17 protein-coding genes and 1 riboswitch are annotated in these 16206 nt (G+C 32.1%); of the genes, 14 read left to right on the forward strand and 3 right to left on the reverse strand.

Annotated elements, in window-relative coordinates; translation table 11 throughout:
- Positions 1-7 precede the first annotated feature (7 nt).
- The 6 genes from ACJDUH_RS00315 (at position 8) to ACJDUH_RS00340 (ending at position 3488) form a co-directional block, all read left to right on the forward strand.
- Positions 8-340 carry a hypothetical protein gene (locus ACJDUH_RS00315; RefSeq protein WP_406763152.1) on the forward strand — a complete coding sequence of 111 codons (333 nt, stop codon included), beginning with the start codon at positions 8-10 and terminating at the stop codon, positions 338-340.
- A gap of 310 nt (positions 341-650) precedes the next feature.
- Positions 651-947: a hypothetical protein gene (locus ACJDUH_RS00320; RefSeq protein WP_406763153.1), complete on the forward strand. Its 297-nt coding sequence runs from the start codon at positions 651-653 to the stop codon at positions 945-947.
- Positions 948-1039: 92 nt separating this feature from the next.
- Positions 1040-1183, forward strand: a complete 144-nt coding sequence (locus tag ACJDUH_RS00325; protein WP_406763154.1) for a hypothetical protein — start codon at positions 1040-1042, stop codon at positions 1181-1183.
- 441 nt (positions 1184-1624) lie between these two features.
- Positions 1625-1939 (forward strand): hypothetical protein, encoded by a 315-nt coding sequence (locus ACJDUH_RS00330; protein ID WP_406763155.1) that lies wholly within the window; start codon positions 1625-1627, stop codon positions 1937-1939.
- Between the two features lie 13 nt (positions 1940-1952).
- On the forward strand, positions 1953-2171 hold the full coding sequence (locus tag ACJDUH_RS00335; protein WP_406763156.1) for a hypothetical protein: 219 nt from the start codon (positions 1953-1955) through the stop codon (positions 2169-2171).
- A gap of 315 nt (positions 2172-2486) precedes the next feature.
- Positions 2487-3488: a hypothetical protein gene (locus ACJDUH_RS00340; protein ID WP_406763157.1), complete on the forward strand. Its 1002-nt coding sequence runs from the start codon at positions 2487-2489 to the stop codon at positions 3486-3488.
- 684 nt (positions 3489-4172) lie between these two features.
- Here the strand turns inward: ACJDUH_RS00340 and ACJDUH_RS00345 are convergent.
- Complete coding sequence (locus tag ACJDUH_RS00345; protein ID WP_406763158.1) at positions 4173-5843, reverse strand: sigma 54-interacting transcriptional regulator; 1671 nt, start codon at positions 5841-5843, stop codon at positions 4173-4175.
- 262 nt (positions 5844-6105) lie between these two features.
- Between ACJDUH_RS00345 and ptsP the strand changes: the two genes are divergently transcribed.
- From ptsP to ACJDUH_RS00375, 6 genes are all read left to right on the forward strand, one after another.
- A complete protein-coding gene (gene ptsP, locus ACJDUH_RS00350) occupies positions 6106-7722 on the forward strand; it encodes a phosphoenolpyruvate--protein phosphotransferase (protein WP_406763159.1) in 1617 nt (538 codons plus the stop codon).
- Between the two features lie 132 nt (positions 7723-7854).
- A complete protein-coding gene (locus ACJDUH_RS00355; RefSeq protein WP_406763160.1) occupies positions 7855-8409 on the forward strand; it encodes an RNA polymerase sigma factor in 555 nt (184 codons plus the stop codon).
- The gene (locus ACJDUH_RS00360; RefSeq protein ID WP_406763161.1) at positions 8409-9458 is read left to right on the forward strand and encodes a DUF4652 domain-containing protein; all 1050 of its coding nucleotides are present in this window, start codon (positions 8409-8411) and stop codon (positions 9456-9458) included. Before ACJDUH_RS00355 ends, ACJDUH_RS00360 begins: the two co-directional genes overlap by 1 nt.
- Positions 9459-9575: 117 nt before the next feature.
- On the forward strand, positions 9576-10826 hold the full coding sequence (locus ACJDUH_RS00365) for a tetratricopeptide repeat protein (protein ID WP_406763162.1): 1251 nt from the start codon (positions 9576-9578) through the stop codon (positions 10824-10826).
- Positions 10827-10933: 107 nt separating this feature from the next.
- Positions 10934-11251, forward strand: a complete 318-nt coding sequence (gene trxA / locus ACJDUH_RS00370; protein WP_406763163.1) for a thioredoxin — start codon at positions 10934-10936, stop codon at positions 11249-11251.
- Positions 11252-11286: 35 nt separating this feature from the next.
- Entirely contained in the window at positions 11287-12144 is an 858-nt protein-coding gene (locus ACJDUH_RS00375) for an NAD(P)/FAD-dependent oxidoreductase (protein ID WP_406763164.1), read from the forward strand.
- A 68-nt stretch (positions 12145-12212) separates the two neighbouring features.
- Here ACJDUH_RS00375 and ACJDUH_RS00380 read toward each other — a convergent pair whose 3' ends face one another.
- Positions 12213-12737, reverse strand: a complete 525-nt coding sequence (locus tag ACJDUH_RS00380) for a cell wall hydrolase (RefSeq protein ID WP_406763165.1) — start codon at positions 12735-12737, stop codon at positions 12213-12215.
- Positions 12738-12870, reverse strand: a riboswitch (cyclic di-AMP (ydaO/yuaA leader).
- Between the two features lie 78 nt (positions 12871-12948).
- Entirely contained in the window at positions 12949-13953 is a 1005-nt protein-coding gene (locus ACJDUH_RS00385; RefSeq protein WP_406763166.1) for a hypothetical protein, read from the reverse strand.
- 201 nt (positions 13954-14154) lie between these two features.
- Here ACJDUH_RS00385 and cdaA point away from each other — a divergent pair, with 201 nt between their 5' ends.
- Both cdaA and ACJDUH_RS00395 read left to right on the forward strand, forming a co-directional pair.
- Complete coding sequence (gene cdaA, locus ACJDUH_RS00390; RefSeq protein ID WP_406763167.1) at positions 14155-15000, forward strand: diadenylate cyclase CdaA; 846 nt, start codon at positions 14155-14157, stop codon at positions 14998-15000.
- Positions 14976-16205 (forward strand): CdaR family protein, encoded by a 1230-nt coding sequence (locus ACJDUH_RS00395; protein WP_406763168.1) that lies wholly within the window; start codon positions 14976-14978, stop codon positions 16203-16205. The genes cdaA and ACJDUH_RS00395 overlap by 25 nt, the downstream gene beginning before the upstream one ends.
- The last annotated feature ends 1 nt before the right edge of the window (position 16206 follow it).

A 16206-nucleotide genomic window follows, 5' to 3' on the forward strand; every position in this document is an offset into this window, starting at 1 on the left:
TTTCTAAATGATTACTAAAATAAATTTGGATGAATTATACGCTTTAGTTAAAGAATTTTATGGAAATAAGGTAAAAATGCTTTATCAGAATTCAGAAAAAAGAGAAATTGCTTGTATATTATACAATGCTTTTGAAGTGCATTTTTCGTTAGATGAAAGAACAAATTGCTTTGGAGCCGGAATAGTTATTGGTGAGAGCAAGATAAGTCATGAAGTGCTACCTAATGAAAAAATTAGTCTTAATTCTGATAAAAATTCAATCACTAATAGCTTACAAATTATTGACAAATATTGTAGGCTTAGGCTGCCAGATAAATTTCTTAAATATCACGGATGGTAATTTAAGTATAAAGTTTGTAGGGAAAACTTAAATGCTTTTAAATTCATCTACAGAGCCGAAATCTGCGCCGGTATTAAATGGCTAATTTATCGTATTACTTGGCATTTTTTTATGGTTGCAGCACCCTAAACATCACCGTAACCCAGATTACATCACCGTTTTTAAAACGCCTTCAAAGCCCCGCACTGCCAGACATTGTTAATGCACAGGTACGTTTATAGTGCCTGTGTATTAACTCGCTTTTTAAAATTAAATTAAAACTGATATGGAAGTCTGAGATTTGAAACTGGTATTTTTTTAATCCTCATCAATGGAAAAACAGTTGGCTCTAACACTAATAGATAATATGATAAATTCTGCCACAATGATGGGTGAAGCTGGGGTTGAATTAGGAATATCATTCGGTAAAACGGACACTCTTGTTGAAAATCCTTCAATTAAAGTGAATTGGGATGCTTATGCAGAGCATGGTTCGGATAGAATGGCTCGAAGAGGAGTAACTAAAGAAATGGTTGATTCCAGGGTTTCTAATATAAAAGCATTGCAACAGGGGGCTAATAAATATCTTTTTATTACAAAGGATGGTGCTGTTGTTACTACAGATTGAAAGTTAGTAACCACCTATTCGGTTCAAGATTTTGATGAAAATATGAAAAATATTGTTAATCGGCTTTATGGAAAATAAGTGAGGGTAGAACGATGAAACAAAAGGTCACTGAGATAATAAATAGTTGGGATCCAATAGATTTGTTTCCATATTCTCCAAAGGATGAATACGAAGTAGAAATGAATGTCATAGTAAATCTAAATAGAGCGATTGCCAGATGTACAGTCGCTAGTTGATGGGATAAAAAATATTTTTACTAGAAGATTTGGTGGAGATTTTTTTACAAAAGATATTGAAGAGTGTAAACAGATAGCGAACAAGATATATGAGGAATGCTCAATTCAGCTATAAAAATTATTAGCTTGATTTAGGCAGTCATCTTAATAGAGTAGCAGCCTTTCTGTTGGGGTGAGAGCGAAAATCGTGACGCCAAGCGTCAATAGCTAACTGCAAAGCGTAGCTGGACTGGCTGCAGAATAACGGCTGGGATGTGACTGAAAAGCGAAAGTCATCATTCGCGAGGTTGTATGCAAAGGTGGCCAGCACAAAACTACTTGCATAATCTCAATTCTGCAGTAAGCTAATGTACAAAATAAAATTCAATGTTAAATTGGTAGTAACAGGAAAAGTATGTTGCTACCATTTTACTTTGTAACTACAGTTTCAGCCCCAAGGGTGTGGGTAATGCTGCTGAGATTGGTACAAATTTTGGCAAGCAAGGAACTTTAGTTGAGAATCCAGGAATAAAAGTAGATTGTGGCCAATTTTCAAAGCATGGTTTAGGGCGTATATTAGAACGTAATGTTACTACTGACCAAGTTAACGAATGGGTAAGAACTGGGAAAGTTCTTCAACAAGGAGTGAACAAATATTTGTTTATTACAAAAGATGGCGCTGCAGTAGTGGCAGAAGGTAAATTAGTTACAGTAATGTCAAAGTATGATTATGATGAAGCTATGGAAGTTGTTGTAAAAGCGCTATTTGGCGACTAGAAAAGGAGACTTTATGAAATTGTATGATAAAATTGAAAAGATAATAAATGAATGGGATCCAATAGACTTATTACCTATTTTTCCGCCTGATGAATACAGAGATGAAATACTTGAAATAATAGAACTGTTAAAAGATGCTAGAGATAAAGATGAGATTTCTAAGGGAATAAAAAAATATTTTCTGATAACTTTGGGGAATATGTGTTTAAAAAGACATGTGAAGAATGCCTAATTATAGCAAAACAATTAATTTCGCTAGAAATTAATTAGTCTTGAGCATTAGTGAATAATATTCATGATTAGGATGAATTATCACTTCATAATAACTAATAAGCTATAATGAAGAGATTTAGGATTAATCGCAATGTCTAGAGGTGGCTTTTTGTTATTCCCATAAAAATAATGAAAATTATGTCTAATTGCTTCTTCATCTACTTTTTTCAACATCATTGAATGAGGCTATGAAAGACCTTGCAGTAAAAGAACCAGGAAGATACTTTGAAACATATGGGAAATTGGTAGTTAGGTATAAATACAGAAACAGGTGTTGTATGGACAGCTTATAAATAGCAGTGGTGACGTAAAGAACAGAATCTTCATTGAAGATATAAAGTCAAATAAAAGCTCCATTATAATGAATGAAGGTGAAAGTGTGAACAAAATAGTGGAATATGGAAATAGTGTTTATGGCTGTATTTCAACATATGATTCTTTATCATCTAAAGGCTCAGTTATAATTTATGTTATAGAGGAATTTGTAGAGAAGATAGTGAAACCAATAGATAAGGAATTAAATTATAGAATTAATGGGAATAAAAAGAAATATAAGTATGTGATTTCAAATTGGGAAAAAACTAAGGTTTTAATTAATGAAGGCAAGGTAGAAAAAATTAATTTTGTTCATTTCGATGAAAGAACAATTGATGCTAGAGTGAAAGGAATAGAGTGTCCAGAGGCTTATATATTTCCAGAACTTATTAATTTTAATATTTTATCTAACATTGAAAATCCTAAAAGAGCAAGTCTTATAGAGTTTTCAGTAAATAAATGGACTTGTGCGAAGAATAATTCTCAATATGTGTGTTTGGAATTTCAGAAATTAATTGAGATGGTGATATCAAATGTTGAGTGTGTAGGAGGGTTTATTACAATAGATACTATGGCTGCATACTGCTCTTTCAGTGCACATGAAAGATATGTGGGACTTGGATATATGAATGCCTCAGAGAATTTTGATAAATATTTCAGAGGATATAGTTGGGGCAATTATTTAAGCAAGAAACATGTAGAGTTATTAGGAGGAATAGAAAAAATTAAGAAGGAAGCACCTGTATACTTGGTTAAAACGTTAAGTGATGATGGAGCATATTTACAATTAACAGAGAAAGCTGAAGAAGTTTCAGATGAAGATTTAAGAAAATTAAAAAGATACTTTCAAAAAATATTACCCAAAGCTTCATTAATGTTTTTTTCATCTGAAGCTTCACTTAGAAGAATGATAATTGATGAGGATGATGAGTTGGTTTATTTAGAAAATATGAAGAAATAAAACTCAAATACACATCGTTGTTATGAAAGGTTAATGCTTTTATAGAAGAGGTGTTAGCCTTTTTCTAATTCTAAAAATATTGAAAGCGGTAAAGAGACGCTGATAAATAAATTGCATAGAAATTCAAAATACATTTAGAGGAATACGGAAAGAGTTCAAAAACAGTTCAAAGCTATATAGGAGATACTTCTGCCTTATCGGTAAACCACCATTTAAGTATTCAAGGGGTGAAATATCTTCAAATTATAACCCGAGAACTGGTTCAAGTATGAGAACCATAAATTATGCTATATAAGAATATCACTGCAAAAATTAGAATAAACTGGATACAAAAATTATTTGTTTGATTATATTGTATTTATGTAATACTAATAAAAAAATTAGCTGCATAATAATTGATGAGGATGATGAATTAGTTTATTTAGATTAAGTTACCTTCGAGTAAGGGGAAAAAGGTCAATATTGGAATCTATGGTGAACACAAGAAAATATTCATAACATTTTGGTATAAAAATTATTTAGAGGTCTTGAATCTTCTTATTACGAATTGTATAAATAGTAAAGCTACTTATATTGATCCAAATGTGCTTAAGCTTTTAAATATAAGATGAAGCCTTCTAATATAGATAAGAATAAGTCTATATTAGAAGGCTCTCAGGTAACATTCCATATTGTAATTTTTATTTATTTTTCATCTAAGCTTATACCATACTTCTCGCACTTAAGAGATACAGTCCTATGGGTAAGGCCAAGGGCCTTTCCAGCCTTGTTAAAGCTTTTGTATTTTTTCATGGCAAGCTTTATAAGTTCTTTCTCATACTCTTCTAAAGGGAGGATATCTCCATCTACTAAGTTTACTAGGCTAGTACTACTTGGCTTAATATTTGTTATATAAATAGGTAAATCCTTTAAAGTTATTGAGCTGTTATCACATAGATTTATGGCTCTTTCAATTATATTCTGAAGTTCTCTTATGTTACCCGGCCAGTCATAGCTTTGCAAATATTGTATAGCTTCCTTATCAATATGAGTGATTTTCTTATTTAATGTATTACTTAATTTATTAATAAAGTGCTCGATTAAAAGGTTTATATCTTCTTTTCTCTCTCGAAGGGGCGGAAGGGATATAGAGATAACATTTAATCTATAGTAAAGGTCCTCTCTAAAATCACCGCTCTTTAGCATTTCCTCTAAGTTTCTATTGGTAGCTGCTAGGACTCGCACATCTACCTTATGGGTTTCATTGCTGCCGATGCTTTCAAATTCTTTTTCCTGAAGCACTCTTAAGAGTTTAACCTGCATAGTCCTTGGCATGTCGCCAATTTCATCTAAGAAAATTGTGCCGCCGTCTGCTAGAAGGAATTTGCCTGGCTTATTTTTAACAGCACCTGTAAAGGCTCCCTTTTCATAGCCAAAGAGCTCGCTTTCTAAAAGATTTTCTGGGATAGCGGCGCAATTTACACGTACAAAAGGTTTATCCTTCCTTTTGCTGTGATTGTGTATAGCCTTTGCGATTAGTTCCTTTCCTGTTCCACTTTCACCCCGAATTAATACAGTGGAGGTGGAGTGTGATGCTTTTTCAGCAATTAATAGGGCTTCCTTTAAGCTGCCGCTTGAGCCAATTATATTAGCAAAGTGATTATTTTTTAAGGTGTGTTTTTGGAGCTCTTCTTTGTAGTAGCTAAGTTCTTCCTGATAGTGTTCCAGTTTTTTAGCAAGCTCAGATATATCTTGAAACACACCAATAGCCCCAATTGCCTTATTATTTGAAATAATAGGGGAACGGTTTGTAATTACAATATGCTCGTTTATCTGCATAGTTTCACCAGTGCTCTTTTCTTTGGTTTTTATAACCTTTGGAAGACAGGAATATGGAATAACTTCGTTTACGTTTCTTCCAAGCACCTCACTAATATTTTTATTTACTAGTTTTAAGGTATATTCATTTGCAGAGGTTACGTTGGAATTGGCATCTATAACTATTACGCCTAGAGGCAGATTTTCTAAGATCTGTTCATTGGCAATTGTATTTTCTTCTATTAAGGCATCTATATTGGTTAATATTTTCCCTTGAGGCTCGATTTGTGTTGTTATAAAATTACATAACTCAAGAACAGAATTCCTTCCGGCTGTTGTTTCCTCAATTGAAGATATTTCTACTATTTCATTTTCTCTGATTTTTAAGGATAAAAGAGCAAGCATACTAATAGCTATAGGATCTTTACTATCTAGCTTTCTTATATAAAGATTTATATTATATTTGCCCTTAAGCTCAGCTGCCTTATGAACTATCATAGCAGCAATTCTTGTATGCACTCCGTTTTGAACATTTACAACTATACTATTCTTATACATGATCTTCTCCCTTTGATAAAAAATATCAAATACGCTATAATATTGATAAAAAGTATCAATATCATGATACACTAAGTATTTTATTATGTCTAGATAAATATCAGGACAAAAACTAAAGTATAATTATTGTGCCTTTGATAGAAAATATCAAGAGAAATATTAAGAATGCTTGATTTTAGGCATTTTTTAATTTGGCATAAAACTTGCTATTAATATAATAGTATAGATATTATTATATTTTTATAAGGGAGTGTATACGTATATGAAGAAAGGAATTGCAGCTTCAAGAGGCTATGCTATAGGAAAGGTAGCTCTAAAAGTTAGAAAAGAGCAAACTATAATTGAAAGAAAAATTGAGAATATAGAAGAAGAGAAAATCAGATTTGACGAAGCAGTTGAAAAATCCAGACAACAGCTTATAAAGATTAAGGAAAAGACAAAAGTAGAAATGGGAGATGATAAGGCGGAGGTTTTTGAAAGCCATTTAATGCTTTTAGATGATCCTGAATTTACAGGCTCTGTAGTAAGTAGTATTGAAAGTAATCTGATAAATTCAGAAAAGGCTTTGAAGGATGTTGTAGATATGTTTCTTACCATGTTTGAAGCTATGGATGATGAATACATGAGAGAAAGAGCAGCAGATGTTAAAGACGTAGGAAATAGAATACTCAATAACCTTCTTGGAATAGCTATGGAGGGCATGGGCAGCTTAGATAACAACACTGTTGTTGTTGCACATGACTTAACACCATCAGATACAGCAGAGCTTGATAAGAGCAAGGTTATAGCTTTTTTAACTAACATTGGTGGAAGAACCTCTCATAGTGCTATTATGGCTAGAACCTTAGAAATCCCAGCTGTTGTTGGATTAGGTGATATAACTGAGGCAGTTAAAGATGGAGATACGGTTATTGTTGATGGAATAGAAGGCAAAGCAATAATAAATCCTACTGAGGCTGAAATAAAAGAATACACAGCAAAGAAGGAAAAATTAGAAGCTGAGAAGGAAGAACTGAAAAAGCTTGTAAAGCTTGAGACTAGAACAAAACAAGGTAAGAGGGTTGAAGTTGTTGGTAATATAGGAAAGCCAGAGGATGTACTTAGAGTAATTGAAAATGGCGGAGAGGGAGTAGGACTATTTAGAACTGAATTCTTATATATGGACAGAGAAACTATGCCTTCTGAAGAAGAGCAGTTTGAAGCCTATAAATTTGTAGCAGAGAAGCTTGAGGGAAAGCCTGTTGTTATAAGAACCTTGGATATTGGCGGGGACAAGAAGCTTCCTTATTTACCTTTACCAGAGGAAATGAATCCATTCTTAGGTTATAGAGCAATAAGAATTTGCCTAGATAAGGTTGATCTATTTAAGATTCAGCTTAGAGCACTTTTAAGAGCTTCAGCCTTTGGAAACATAAAAATAATGTTCCCTATGATATCATCTTTATCAGAATTTAAACAGGCAAAGGATATTTTAAATGAGTGCAAAGCAGAATTAAGAAGCGAAGGCAAAGACTTTAATGATGACTTAGAAACAGGAATAATGGTAGAAATTCCTGCTGCAGCAGTTATGGCAGATGAACTTGCAAAGCATGTAGACTTCTTTAGCATTGGTACAAATGATTTAATTCAATACACGCTAGCAGCTGACAGAATGAATGAGAAAATCTCTTATCTATACAACCCAATGCATCCAGCTGTGCTTAGACTTATAAAGATGACAATAGACGCAGCCCACAAGGAAGGCAAATGGTGTGGAATGTGCGGAGAGATGGCAGGGGAGGAAACAGCTATAGAAACACTATTAGAGTATGGTCTAGATGAATTCTCCATGAGTGCTTCTTCGATATTAAGAGCTAAACAGATAATTATAAATAAATAATACGTAACAAGAGCCGCCCTATTGCAAATAAGACAATAGGCGGCTCTTGACTTATTGGTAACTTTCTATATAATTTTTCGTATATAATATTAAACATACATGAATTAACATATTAAAGGTGGGGATTTAATCATGGAGGAGGATCTTAAACTGGTTTTAGAAATACTGAAAGGCAATATTGACAGCTTTAACATATTAGTTAATAAATATGAACTAAGCATACTGCGTTTTGTATATAACACTGTAAAAGATAAGGAAGCAGCAGAGGATATAACACAGGAGGTTTTTATTACAGTTTATAATAAATTATATACCTTCAATAAAGAATATAAATTCTCAAACTGGCTTTATCAAATTGCTAGAAATAAATGCATTGATTACATAAGAAAGTATAAAAGAGTATATGAAGCAAATGTTGAAGAGGTGGGAGAAATGGTATCTAAAGAGATATCCCCAGAACAAAGTACAGAATTTAAAGAAGTGAAGAGATTAGTGGAGAGTTTTATAGAAACCTTAAGTGATACAGATAAGCAGATAATTTTACTTAGATACTCAGACGAAAACATGACCTTTTCAGATATTGCAGAGGTACTTAGGCTTGGGGAGTCTGTTGTGAAAAAGAGGTATTATAAGACCAGGGAGAGATTTAGAGAATATAGAATCATAAAGGAAACGGGGTGTAGATAATGGATTGCAATATATTTAAGAAAAGAATCAACGATTTGCTTGAAGATAATTTATCCTACGACCTCAGAAAGGCTATGCTTGAACATGCAGAAAGCTGTAATAACTGCAGTACCTTATTTAAGGAAGAGCATGAAATGGACGATATATTTAAGGCAGGCTTAGCAGTGGAAATGCAAAATTTTAGAAGCTTAAGGAGTGATATTATGAAAAACATTGATAAAAATAGATATGGTACAGGTTCTGGTAAAAAATTAATTAGACATTTTAAAAGCTATATTGCAACCTATACTTCCTTAATAGCCATAGTTGCAGTTTTTGCTTTCCTAATTCCCTATGTTAAAACCCATGGACTTTTAGGAGCAAACAAATCAGCTAGTATGGCTCCGCAAAATCAAGTAATGTCAGCTGCACAAAAGGCAGATAGCAGCAATACCGCAGATAATGCACAAAATGATAGTTCCAAATCAATGAAGGAAAGTGCTGATACCGTTAAAACCTTGATAGATAGCTCTTATATTCCGCAATTTGAAAAGAAGCAATTAAGTAAGGACAATAATCCAAAGTTTAATACTCCTTGGGAAGCCTCTACAAGTAATAAATTTAGTGCAACTGTTGAAGGTAAGGGCACTGAAGCTATAGAAGAAGGTATTGCTAGCATTATAGTAAAAAATTCAAGCACCGGAGATCAGTGGAGCTTTAATTTGATCAATAATGACAAACAATACACACCTAAAGCAGTAAAATGGATTGATGATGAAAATATTTTAGTAATTGTAGGCGGTGGCTATGGTACGGTTGATCTTGGTGGAGAATTATATATTCTTAATGTAAATACTGGACTTGCTGCAAAGGCAGATCCCAAAAATACAGCAAAATTAAATGTCCTATCTGAAATCACTAAAATTAAATCAGTTAAGGCGGTTAATGCAAGTACTCTAAGTATTGATACTGAGGTTCTTGTATTTGAAGATAGCAGTAAGAATAAGAATCACAGCGAAAACAGAACTATAACTTCACCCTTTGGCGAAATAGTTAATACTATTAAGTAATTCAAAATTAGAAGCAGGATAATTCTCCTGCTTCTTTTACTGTCCTTGAAGTTATATTATAATAAGTAGTGTGAAAGTTTAAATTTTTAATATGTATTTATAATATGAGGTAGCAGCATGAATAATTCAATTGAACTTTATAATAAAGCTGTAAAGTTTTATAACGAAGGGTATATTAATAAGGCAATAGAATACTGCGAAAAAAGTATATCAAGTAATTTAAAAAATACAGCAGCTATAAACCTTAAAGGACTGCTGTATTATTTTAAGGGCGACCTAGATTCCGCTGAGGCACTTTGGAAAATGAATTTCCAGGTAAACAGAGACTTAGTCTCAAAAAAATATTTAGAGGATATTAGAAATGATAGAGATAAATTCCTTATATATAAGGCTGCTTTAGCAGATATAAATGAACTAAGACTTAAAGAAGCTGTAAATTTGCTAAAGAAATGCAAAGAAAGTGATTTCAATTGTATTAATGTAAATAATTCTTTAACTATTTGTTATATAAAGCATGGGGACTATAATGCTGCAGTTGAACTCATTGAGGAAGTACTTAAAATTGACAGGAAAAATGAAATTGCAGTAAAAAATAAAAAAGAACTTATAGGTTTAGGGATAGTGAAGAAAAAAATAAAATTTAAGTATATTGCTATACCAATTGCATGTATGGTTTTAATTGCAGCTTTAGGTTTTGGTATAAAAAATATTAACAAGGCAATAGCATCTAAAAATAACAACATAAGTGAACAAGCTAAAGTATCTTCAGTTAAAAACAATACAAATGAACCTGCTAAAGCTCCTGAAGTTAGTGGTACTAATGCTGCGAATACTCCAAAAGAAACAAATGAAAATATATTTAAAAGCGAGGAGTTTAACAGTGCTATAACTAATCAAGATTATGAAAAGCTGTACAGCATGGTAAATGAGTGGAAGGGCAAAGAATTAAATATAAATGATAAGACTTTGCTTCAAAAAGGTATAGAACTACTGCAAAGCAGCGGTATAGAATATTTTTATAGTAAAGGTAGGCAAGCATTAACGTCAAAGGACTACAAAACTTCCGAAAAATATTTTGCTATGGCCTATGATTATGGGAAAGAATATTATCTATATCAGGATATACTATATATGTTAGGCTTCAGTTATAAAAATGATAATCAAATTGATAAGTGCATAAAATATTATGAAGAATATGATAGTAAGTTTTCTAATGGTACCTATGAGCAAACAGTTTTGTATGAAATGAGTTTAATTTTTAAGTCTATTGATGCTAATGAAGCAAAAAATTATGCTGCAAGGCTTGCTAAGCAGTATCCTAAGTCTATTTATAATAACAGTGTAATAAAAAGTATTTTAGCAGGATAACTGTACCACACCTGCTACAGGAGGCGCTAGTTGACCAATTGATTATAATAATATATAATATAAAATATAATAAAATACCATATAGGGGTATATAAGGAGGAAATAAAATGATTAAAGAAATAATGGATAATAATTTTGAAGATGAAGTAATGAAAGGCAATGAAGCTGTAGTTGTAGACTTTTGGGCTCCTTGGTGCGGACCTTGCAAGATGCTTGGACCAGTTTTAGAAGAACTTGAAAAGGACTATAACGGAAAGGTTAAGTTTGTAAAAGTAAATGTTGATAATAATCCAGTAGTATCACAAAAATTTAGGGTATCAAGCATACCAACAGTTATGGTGTTTAAAAATGGTTCTACTGTAGATACAATGGTTGGTTTTAGACCAAAGCCTGCTGTTAAGGATTTAATTGAAAAGCATATTTAAGATAAGCTGCTTTAAGGCTGATAGGGGTGAAGGGTGTGTCACAAAGGTATGATATAGCAATTGTGGGCAGTGGACCGGCTGGTTTATCTGCTGCAGTAAATGCTAGAATTAGAAATAAAAATATTATTGTTTTTGGAAGCAAGGATTTAAGTGCAAAGCTTACAATTGCTCCAAAAATTAATAACTATTTAGGGCTTCCTGATGTAAGCGGCAGGGAATTAAAACATGAATTTGAAAAGCACATTAAAGCTATGAACATCCATATAACTTATGAAAGAATCAATTCTATTTATGCTATGGGAGACTATTTTGCTTTAATGGTTAATGAAAAACTTTACGAAGCAAAAACAGTAATACTGGCAACTGGAGTTGAATACACAAAGGCCTTAAAGGGAGAAGAAAAATTTTTGGGCAAGGGTGTAGGCTACTGCGCTACCTGTGATGCACCACTATATAAGGGTAAAATAGTAACTATCATAGGCTATAATAAGGATGCTGAAGAAGATGCAAACTATGTTAGTGAACTTGCTGCAAAAACCTACTATGTCCCAATGCATAGGAATGTAGGTAATTTAAAGGAAAGCATTGAAATTGTAGCTGATAGACCTGTTGAAATAGCAGGAGATGATTTTGCTCACAGCTTGATTCTTAAAAATAAGGTTATAAAAACAGATGGTATCTTTATTTTAAAGGACAGTGTTCCGCCTGGGCAATTGGTTCCAGGTCTTACTATAGAAGAAGGTCATATAAAAGTAAATAGAAGCATGTTAACAAACATTGAAGGACTATATGCAGCTGGTGATTGTATTGGGAAACCCTATCAATATATAAAGGCTGCAGGCGAGGGACAGGTTGCGGCACTTAATGCTGTTTCATATCTTGATAGTAAATAAATTTCACATAAAAGAACTCCTCAAAATTATTTTGAGGAGTTCTTTTATGCCTATTTAATTTTAAAAAATTATTGATTAACTACAAAAAAAACATGGTTTCCTATAGGTTTTACATTAGTTTTTTCTATGTTCTTCATCCAATAAGAAGTTGCAATTTTAGGATTATAGAAGAAAACTGCTTTATCTGTAGGATCTTTACCGTTTAAAGCCTCTAATACTGCATCATAACTTGCCTTATCTGGGATAACATCTATTTGACCATTTACTAAACAAGAAAAGGCATTTTTTTGTTTTATTACACCTTCTATAGACTTTGGAAAGCCTGGGCTTTGTACTCTGTTTAGTATCACGGAGGCAACAGCAACCTTTCCTTCATAGGGCTCAGATCTGCTTTCTGCAAAAACTATTTGAGCCATTAAATAAACGTCACTTTCTGTTACATAAATAGAATTATGATTATAGTTTAAAACTTGTATTGCGTCTATTTGCTCCTTGTATAAGTCACATTCTAATTCACTTGCTGCTTTTACATTAGACAAAGGTATAAATAAAAAGAAACATAAAAATAAAAATACTAAAGTGTATTTTTTCATTACAATCCTCCTTTTGCCTACGGGGTTAGCTGACGGGTTCGGTAAAGGCATAACCTACGTAATTACGATTCACCCCAAAAAAGTGGTTTCCCCGTGTTTTAAAATAAAAATAAAACTTAGGCTAATGATATTATTCCTCAATTTTAAAAAAAAATACAATATTTAAATAAAAAAATGACATACCATAAAAGGTATGCCAATATTGGTAATTTTAAGACTGTAATAAATTTTTAAAATCAGTGAATGCTTTTAAAAAATCACTATAATCTTTTATTACATTATTATATTTAGAAGTTGATGAAGCATATAATTCAGTAATCTTACTGCTGGTTAAATTAGACCCAGAGAGTTTTTCATTATTTATAGAGTATATAAGGCTTTCCATATAGCTGTTGTAATCTTCTATACTTGTATTAAATGCCTTGTAGCAGGTTATGGCCTTAGAAGGCACGGTTATATTTGAGAATTCCTGAGAAAGTTTGTCCAAGTTTGCTTTGTTTTTATTAATATCAGAAACAACTGCATCAAAGTTTGAATTATTAGCCCTTGCAGCTATTATTTTATCTGAAAAATCAATTTTAATAGGAAGAAACTTTGCTATTATACCTTCCATACTGTTAACAAAGTCTAAATTTTGTTTTTGAATTATTTCATTATCTTTTTTTAGCCTTACTAATTCATTAACGTAGCTAGAGGTATTGTCCACTAGAGTATTTTGCTTATTATTAATTAAAGGCTTTATGGCTTTAAGCTTTATAAGAGAGTAGTATTTATTACAATCATCTCTATATTTAATTAAATCGGCTCCTGCCTTGTCTAAGTCATTTCCGTTAGGGTTATTTAAAATTAAGTTAATCTGCTTGAAAATAAGTATGTTTTTATCTATACCATTAAGCAGGTTATCATTATCAGCTTTATATTTCTGAGTTGGAATTATCCCTTGAAGATTATCTTTAATTTTCGATAAATTATCTATTTTTGCAGGTAGGTCTTTTCTAATTTTATCAGGATCAATAGTTTGTCCAACAATAAATGCTTGCGTACTTGAGTTTATTTGATTTATCTGGTCTACGTAAGACTTAACAGCTTTTTCGTAAGTATTTAAAGATTTTCCTATTGAAAGATAATATGTGCCATAAAACACCATTGATATTATTAATGCAAAGGCTAAAACTGACAAAGTAAGTATTAAAGTTTTGTTTTTCTTTCGCTTCAATTTTGTGACCTCCTCTATGTTCCTTTAGTAATGGCTTATAAATTATTTATACTATATTATTCTAGTATTTATATTAAAATTCCTGCTATGTTTAATTTTATTATAAATATATTTAATTTTATGATTCTGTGTATACTATAACAGCGTTTATTAGTGTATAATTGTATATATATATTGAAAAGAACAGGAGGGCGAAATCACTTGACAGAATTTTTTAAGATTATTTTTAATAGTATAAAGACTATAAGTCCATTTAATATTTTGGATATTATAGTGGTTTCCTATATATTTTATAAAGCTTATATGCTAATTAAAGAGACAAGAGCCGTCCAGCTACTAAAAGGAATTTTGCTAATTTTACTTTTACTGCCAATTAGTTCTTTTCTACAGCTAAATATGCTTAACTGGATTTTAAGCAAAACTATAACTATAGGCGTACTTTCTATGATAATAATTTTTCAGCCTGAAATTAGAAGAGGTTTAGAGCACCTAGGAAGAAGTGCCTTTAATGATAGACATATATTAGAAGATGAAGAAATTATGGAAAAGGTAGTTAGCGAAGTAGTTGATGCTGTTGAGAATTTATCTAAATCTAAGACAGGGGCGCTTATTATAATAGAGAATCGAACAGGACTTGGTGATGTTATAGCAACTGGGACTAAACTTGATGCCATAGTTTCCTCGGCACTTTTAGAGAACATATTTGTTGTAAATACACCACTCCATGATGGAGCTACAATAATACGAAATGATAAGATTATTGCCTCTGGTTGTTTTCTTCCATTAACTAATAATGATGAAATTAGTAAAGCTCTTGGAACAAGACATAGAGCTGGGCTAGGAATATCGGAGAATTCTGATGCACTAACCATTATTGTATCTGAGGAAACTGGAAATATATCTCTTGCAGTAAATGGTAAATTAACAAGAAATTATACAAAGGATAGACTAAAAGATATTCTTGTAAGAATATTAAAAAGCAGACAGAAAAAGAAATTAACCTTGAGAGAGAGGGTGAGGTTATGGAGCAAAAAAATACTTGGTTAATTAAAATATGCTGCATCATAGCAGCTTTTGCCCTTTGGCTTTACGTCACTAATGTAGAAAATAATAATAACTCTCAACCAATTTCTGTACCTGTAACTTTAGTAGGGCAAGAAAACGTAACCTCACAAAAGCTTAAAATACTTCCACCTTCTCAGCCCTATACTGTAACTCTGCACGTGAGAGGTTCTCTATCCGATATAGCAATAGGCAAGGAACAATTTAAGGTAGTAGCAGATTTAAGTGAATTCCAGTTTTCAAAGGGTACAAAAAATATACCTGTAAGGATTGAAAGACAGCCGGCTAACGTGTCTGTTTTAAATAGTGAAGGTCTATATGTATCTGTGAGCTTTGATACCTTAGTGGAGAAAACTTTACCTATAAAGTTAAATATTAATGGGAAGGTTAAGGATGGTTATTATGCCCCGCAAAACTACTATATTAATCCTACTGAAGTAGTGGTAAGCGGTGCTGCAAAGTTTGTGGACCAAGTTAATAGCGTAGAAGCAACAGTTGATTTAAAGTCTGCTGAAAAGGACATAGGTTTTAAGCTTCCACTTAAAGCTTTAGACTCCTCCGGGAAGGAAGTCAAAAATGTGGATATCAACCCTTCCAATGTTGATGTTTCTATAGCTGTAAAAAAGATTAAAACTGTTAACATCAACGTTAAAACTAAGGGTAATGTAAGTGGTGATTTAGCATTAAAATCTCTGCAGCTAGTACCGGATAAGATAGATATTGCTGGTGGAGATAATATTAATGATATTACTTCTCTTGACACTGAACCAATTGACTTAAGTACACTTACTCCAAATAAAACAGTAGTACTTAAGATTATTGTTCCGGATGGTGTGATTTTAACAAATAGTGATGGTACTGTAAAGGTAAAAGCCATTATGGATAAAATCATACAAAAGAATTTTTCCTTAGATATAGGAGTTAAAAATCTTAATGACTCTTATACTGCAGCTTTAAATAATCAAAGTGTTTCCTTAATTATCTCAGGACCTGAAAGTAAGGTAAATGCCCTTACTAATGCAGATTTTAATTGTTATATTGATTTAAATTCAATAGTAACTGAAGGGGAACATACTGTGCCTGTTAGTCTAACAATTCCTGATGGAGTTACAAAGATATCACAAAATCCACAAAGTATAATTGCAAGTATAAAGAAAAAGGCTTCACAAACTACAACTGGAGGACAATAAT

It is taken from the genome of Candidatus Clostridium radicumherbarum (assembly GCF_045310525.1).
Lineage (GTDB): Bacteria > Bacillota > Clostridia > Clostridiales > Clostridiaceae > Clostridium_AT > Clostridium_AT radicumherbarum.

What these genes read in the sequence shown, in the direction of transcription:
- ACJDUH_RS00315 (WP_406763152.1), top strand. Translation starts at nt 8, where the DNA reads ATGATTACTAAAATAAATTTGGATGAATTATACGCTTTAGTTAAAGAA.
- ACJDUH_RS00320 (WP_406763153.1), top strand. Translation starts at nt 651, where the DNA reads ATGGAAAAACAGTTGGCTCTAACACTAATAGATAATATGATAAATTCT.
- ACJDUH_RS00325 (WP_406763154.1), top strand. Translation starts at nt 1,040, where the DNA reads ATGAAACAAAAGGTCACTGAGATAATAAATAGTTGGGATCCAATAGAT.
- ACJDUH_RS00335 (WP_406763156.1), top strand. Translation starts at nt 1,953, where the DNA reads ATGAAATTGTATGATAAAATTGAAAAGATAATAAATGAATGGGATCCA.
- ACJDUH_RS00345 (WP_406763158.1), bottom strand. Translation starts at nt 5,843, where the DNA reads ATGTATAAGAATAGTATAGTTGTAAATGTTCAAAACGGAGTGCATACA.
- ptsP (WP_406763159.1), top strand. Translation starts at nt 6,106, where the DNA reads ATGAAGAAAGGAATTGCAGCTTCAAGAGGCTATGCTATAGGAAAGGTA.
- ACJDUH_RS00355 (WP_406763160.1), top strand. Translation starts at nt 7,855, where the DNA reads ATGGAGGAGGATCTTAAACTGGTTTTAGAAATACTGAAAGGCAATATT.
- ACJDUH_RS00360 (WP_406763161.1), top strand. Translation starts at nt 8,409, where the DNA reads ATGGATTGCAATATATTTAAGAAAAGAATCAACGATTTGCTTGAAGAT.
- ACJDUH_RS00365 (WP_406763162.1), top strand. Translation starts at nt 9,576, where the DNA reads ATGAATAATTCAATTGAACTTTATAATAAAGCTGTAAAGTTTTATAAC.
- trxA (WP_406763163.1), top strand. Translation starts at nt 10,934, where the DNA reads ATGATTAAAGAAATAATGGATAATAATTTTGAAGATGAAGTAATGAAA.
- ACJDUH_RS00380 (WP_406763165.1), bottom strand. Translation starts at nt 12,737, where the DNA reads ATGAAAAAATACACTTTAGTATTTTTATTTTTATGTTTCTTTTTATTT.
- ACJDUH_RS00395 (WP_406763168.1), top strand. Translation starts at nt 14,976, where the DNA reads ATGGAGCAAAAAAATACTTGGTTAATTAAAATATGCTGCATCATAGCA.